General features: G+C 69.1%; 3 protein-coding genes. 2 read left to right on the top strand and 1 reads right to left on the bottom strand.

The genetic code is table 11. The annotated features are described in order from the left end of the window. Window positions 1–42: 42 nt before the first annotated feature. Window positions 43–573 (bottom strand): hypothetical protein, encoded by a 531-nt coding sequence (locus ACSBP4_RS19510; RefSeq protein WP_435553196.1) that lies wholly within the window; start codon window positions 571–573, stop codon window positions 43–45. 138 nt (window positions 574–711) lie between these two features. Here ACSBP4_RS19510 and ACSBP4_RS19505 point away from each other — a divergent pair, with 138 nt between their 5' ends. After that, a complete protein-coding gene (locus ACSBP4_RS19505; protein ID WP_049964468.1) occupies window positions 712–1,158 on the top strand; it encodes a hypothetical protein in 447 nt (148 codons plus the stop codon). 111 nt (window positions 1,159–1,269) lie between these two features. Continuing rightward, window positions 1,270–4,704 (top strand): PAS domain S-box protein, encoded by a 3,435-nt coding sequence (locus ACSBP4_RS19500; RefSeq protein ID WP_435553195.1) that lies wholly within the window; start codon window positions 1,270–1,272, stop codon window positions 4,702–4,704. The last annotated feature ends 271 nt before the right edge of the window (window positions 4,705–4,975 follow it).

Raw genomic sequence — 4,975 nt, 5'->3', positions numbered from 1 at the left:
GGGCGACGACCGCAGGCGGCCGAGCGACGCTGCGCCCGGTCCTCAGTCGGACCCGGCCGCCGGCGCGGTCGCGGCGGGTTCCGTCGCCGGTTCCTCATCGCGGGGAAACAGCGGCTTGACCGGAACGATCACGTGGGCCCGCACGAGCCGGCCCTCGTTCCGTCGCCACTTCCGCAGATGTGCGAGGGAGTGGGAACCGCCGTAGCCGTCCGCGATCCGATCGCAGATCGCCTCGAACTCCTCGGTGTCGAACAGCTCCGCCGACACGGGATCGGTCTCGACCGCGATGCGCCCCCGTCGGGCGTAGACATCGAGCCGCCCCTCGAACGCGTACTCGAGGGCCTCGATCCAGCCCTGTATCTCGCCGATATCCGGTCGGTCGGGCCCGGTCGGAAAGGTGATCGACGCCTGATACTGGTCGGGCCGGCCCCGGACGTGTCGCTGCCAGAGCCGCCCCAGCCGTCCGGCGGTCCCGGCACCGGGCAGCCGCGATGCGGCGCGGATCGCGCGGCCGCGAGCGGCCGCCACCGACCGTCGGAGTGTCGTCAGGGAGACTCGATCGCGGTCCTGCATTCGTTCTCACCCTCGAGTTACCGGCAGTGGTAATACGTCCTTTGTTGTGGCCGCGGGGGCGCGGCGATCGCGTCGTCCGCGCGACGACACGGACGGGTCGGGAGAGTTTTGTACAACCCGTTGCTACCGGGCGACAGGATGTCCGAGACAGGCCATCGGCCGCCCCGTTCGGTGCGCGTCGCCGCGGTCGCGATCGTCGCCGTCGGCGTCGCGGTTAATACCGGCTTTGACTCCCCGCTTCGAACGCTGCCGGCGCTGCTCCTGATCGCGCTCGGCGTCGCCGCGCTCACGGACGCCGCCCGAGACGCCGGCACGGTGGGACTCCGACGGGCGGTAACGCGATGGTGGCTCGTCGCGTTCGCGACGTTTCTCCCCTACGGGCTGTCGGCGGCCCCCGACGGCGAGTCGGCGGCCGCCGTCGGCGAGGCGTTTCGCGGGCCCGTCGTCGGCCTCGCCGTCGAGTCGCTCGCGGGTGCGACGGTCATCTGTGCAGTCGCGATGACGGTCCTCTACGGGTTCGCCACGTACGGGATCCATCCGGGTCGGCCGAGCCCCGAGGAGCGCGTCCTCACCGGCGACGACTGACGGGAACGGCCCGGTCGCCGTGTTTCGGTTCGACGGCCGCGCCCGCATACGGCCCCCGCCGTGATAGCCATCGGCGCTGCACTTATCCGTCGGAGTGGCGTTGCTCTCTCAATGACTGAACGGGTGGAACCAGCGGGCTCGCCACCGTGGGACGAGGGCGACGGCCGGGCGGCCCGCCAGTGGTACCGAACGCTCGTCGAGACGGTCGACGACGGCGTGATCCAACTGGACGCCGACGACCGGATCGTCGCCGTCAACGACGACCTGCTCGAGCTGACCGGGTACACGCACGAGGCGCTCCGGGGCGAACACGTCTCGTGGCTGCTCGAGGGTGCCGACGCGCTCGCGGCCGACGATGCCCCGTTCGAGTTCCCCGTTCGGACGGCCGACGGGACCACTGTGGCCTGTTCGGTTCGCCTCGGGACGGTTCCGGCCGCCGATGGTAGTCGGGGATCGATCGCGCTCGTCCGTGAACTCGACACCGCGTCCGAAGCGACGTCGGCCACCGCGGGACCGCCCTCGACGTTCGAACCGATTACGGCCGTCCTCGAGGAGGCCGATGTCGGCGTCTTCGTCCTCGATGACGAGTTCGATATCGTCTGGATCAACGACGCGACGGAGCGGTACTTCGGGCTCGACGCGGCGACCGTCGTCGGCCGGGACAAGATGACGGTGATCGACGACGTGATCAGCGACCGGATCGCCGAACCGGCCGGGTTCGCCGACATCGTCGGCGCGACCTACGACGACAACAGCGACGCCGAACGGTTCGAGTGTCGTGTCACGTCGGACGAGGGCCGCGAGGAATGCTGGCTCGAACACCGGAGCAAGCCCATCCGGTCGGGGCCGTACGCCGGCGGCCGGCTCGAACTCTACTACGACGTGACCGACCGACACCGGCGGGCCTATCAGCTGCGGCGGCTCAACGAGGCCGTTCGCGAGTGGCTCGCCACCGGCACGCGGCGGGCGGTCGCCGAGCAGGCGTGTCGCCATCTCGCCGACATCCTCGCGCTCAAGGTCAACGGCGTCTTCCTCCACGAGCCGGCCGACGAGACGCTCGAGCCGGTCGCCTGGACCGACGCGGCCGAATCCCTCTTCGGCGAGCCGCCGACGTTCGAGGCGGGCGAGGGGATCGCCTGGCAGGTCTTCGAGACCGGTGAGCCGCTGATCTACGACGACGTCACTGCCGACGAGGCCGTCTACAACCCCGAGACGCCGATCCACAGCGAGATCTGTCTCCCGATCGGCGACCACGGGATCGTCATCATCGGTGCCGAGGAGCAAGCGGCCTTCGACGCGGCCGATCTCTCGCTGGCGAAGATCGTCGCCTCGAGTCTGGAGGCGACGTTCGACCGGATCAGCCACGAACAGCACCTCGAGCGCGAACGGGTCCAGACCGAGACGCTGCTCCGGACGATGCCGGTGGCGGTCTCGGTCGAGGACGCCGAGGGAGAGACGGTGCTGGCAAACCGACACGCACAGACGGCGCTCGGACTCGCGGATCGCGAGCCGCTCGGCGAGACCGAACTGCTCGCCGAACGGACCGTCGTCGACGCCGATGGCGAGCCGATCGGCCCCGATCGCGGCCCGTCGGCACGCGTCAGGGACACCGGCGAGCCGGTCCGCGATGTGGAGTTGTCGATCGGGGCGGATTCGGGCGAGCGGACGTGGTTTTCCATCACTGCCGTCCCCGTGTTCGGCCCCGATGGCGATGTCGAACGGGTTGTCTCCGTCGGCGAGGACATCACGGCGCTGAAAGAACAGGAACGCCGTCTCCAGCGTCGCAAACACGAACTCGAGTCCGAACTGAGCGAGATCCTCGGGCGCGTCTCGGATGCCTTCTACGCGCTCGACGACGAGTGGTGTTTCACTCACGTCAACGACCGCGCCGCGGAGCTACTGGGCCGTTCACGGGACGAACTGCTCGGACGGAACATCTGGGAGGTGTTCCCCAGCGGGACGCGCTCGGATCTCGCCGACCGCTACCGGGAGGCGATGGCGACCCAGGAGCCGGTCTCGTGGGAGCGCTACTCCGAGTCGCTCGAGGTCTGGATGGAGATTCAGGCCTACCCCTCCGAGACCGGGTTGTCGGTGTACTTCAGGGACGTTTCGGAGCGAAAGCGACGGGAACGACAGCTCGAGCAGTACGAACGGATCATCGAGACGGTCGAGGACGGGATCTACGTCCTCGACGCCGAGGGCCGGTTCACGATGGTCAACGACGCGTACGTCGAGTTGACGGGCTACGACCGCGAGGAACTGCTCGGGAGCCACGCCTCGATGGTCGTCGACGAACACGTGATGGCCCTCGCACGGGAGATCGCCGCCGACGAGTCCGGTGAGCCGACCGTCGAAGCGGATCTTCGGACGAAAGCCGGCGAGCGGCGTTCGATAGAGGCGGCGGTCACGTCGGTCACGTCGGCCGACCGCGGGCGCGAGCGGATCGGCGTCGTCAGGGACGTCACCGAACGGAAGGCGCGACAGCGCCGACTCGAGGAGAGCGAACAGCGCTACCGGACCCTGGCCGAGAACTTCCCGAACGGCGTCGTCGCGCTGTTCGACGAGGACCTGCGGTATACGGCCGCGGGCGGTGGTCTCCTCGGTGAGATCGGCATCGATCGGGAGGCCACGATCGGCCAGACGATCCACGAGCGATACCCCGACGACCTGCTCGCGGAGATCGAACCCCACTTCCGCGCCGCGCTCGAGGGCGAGCAGCGGTCCTTCGAAATCGGCTACTGCGGCCGGGAACTCCGCGCAACTACCCTTCCCGTCCGGACCGGTGGGGCGGTCACCTCGGGGATGCTCGTCATTCAGGACGTCACCGAACGCACGGAGTACCAGCGCAAACTCGAGGAGTCGAACGAACGCCTCGAGCAGTTCGCCTACGCCGCCTCCCACGACCTGCAAGAGCCCCTGCGGATGATCTCGAGCTACCTCCGCTTGCTCGAGGGCCGCTACGCCGACGACCTCGATGCGGACGGCCAGGAGTTCATCGACTACGCCGTCGACGGGGCCGAGCGGCTCTCGGAGATGATCAACGGCCTGCTCGAGTACTCCCGCATCGAGACCCGCGGGGACCCCCTCGAGCCGCTTTCCCTCGCGGACGTCGTCGCAGACGTCCGCGAAGACCTCCAGTTCAGGATCGAGGAGGAAGACGCCACGGTCACGGTCGAGTCCCTGCCCGTGGTCCGGGGCGACGCCGGTCAGCTCCGACAGGTGTTCCAGAACCTCCTCACGAACGCCCTCGAGTACAGCGGCGACGAGCCACCGGAAATTCACGTCAGCGCCGAACGAACCGGCGACCGGTGGGCGATCTCGGTCCGCGACGAGGGGATCGGGATCGATCCCGAGCATCAAGACCGGATCTTCCGGGTGTTCCAGCGGCTCCACAGCCACGAGGACCACCCCGGAACGGGGATCGGGCTCGCACTCTGTCACCGGATCATCGAGCGCCACGGCGGCCAGATCACTGTCGACTCCGAGCCGGGCGAGGGCGCAACCTTTACCGTCACCCTGCCGGCCGCCGACGGCTCGGCCGAGTGAGCCCGTCGCGCGGGCGGCGAGTCGGGGATCGTGGCTCGAGCCCGGCCCCAGTCAACAGCTATATATTCGATCACCCATTCAACCCGGCAAAGCAGTGCCTGACGTGACTTCGACACCACGCGGGACGGACCGCTTTCGCCTCGCCGCCGCGCTGGCCTGTTTCGCCGTCGCCGGCGTCGCGAACGCCACCGTCGACGGGCTCGGGCTGACCCTCACGGCGACGACCGTGGCCGTCGTCGGCGTCTACGCCCTCGCCCGCCACGCCGGCTCG

The sequence above is a fragment of the Natrinema sp. CGMCC1.2065 genome (genome assembly GCF_051225675.1).
In the GTDB taxonomy this organism is placed as follows: Archaea; Halobacteriota; Halobacteria; order Halobacteriales; family Natrialbaceae; genus Natrinema; species Natrinema thermotolerans.
Note: the sequence above shows the minus strand (reverse complement) of the source record. Positions and strands in the feature narration are given on the sequence as shown.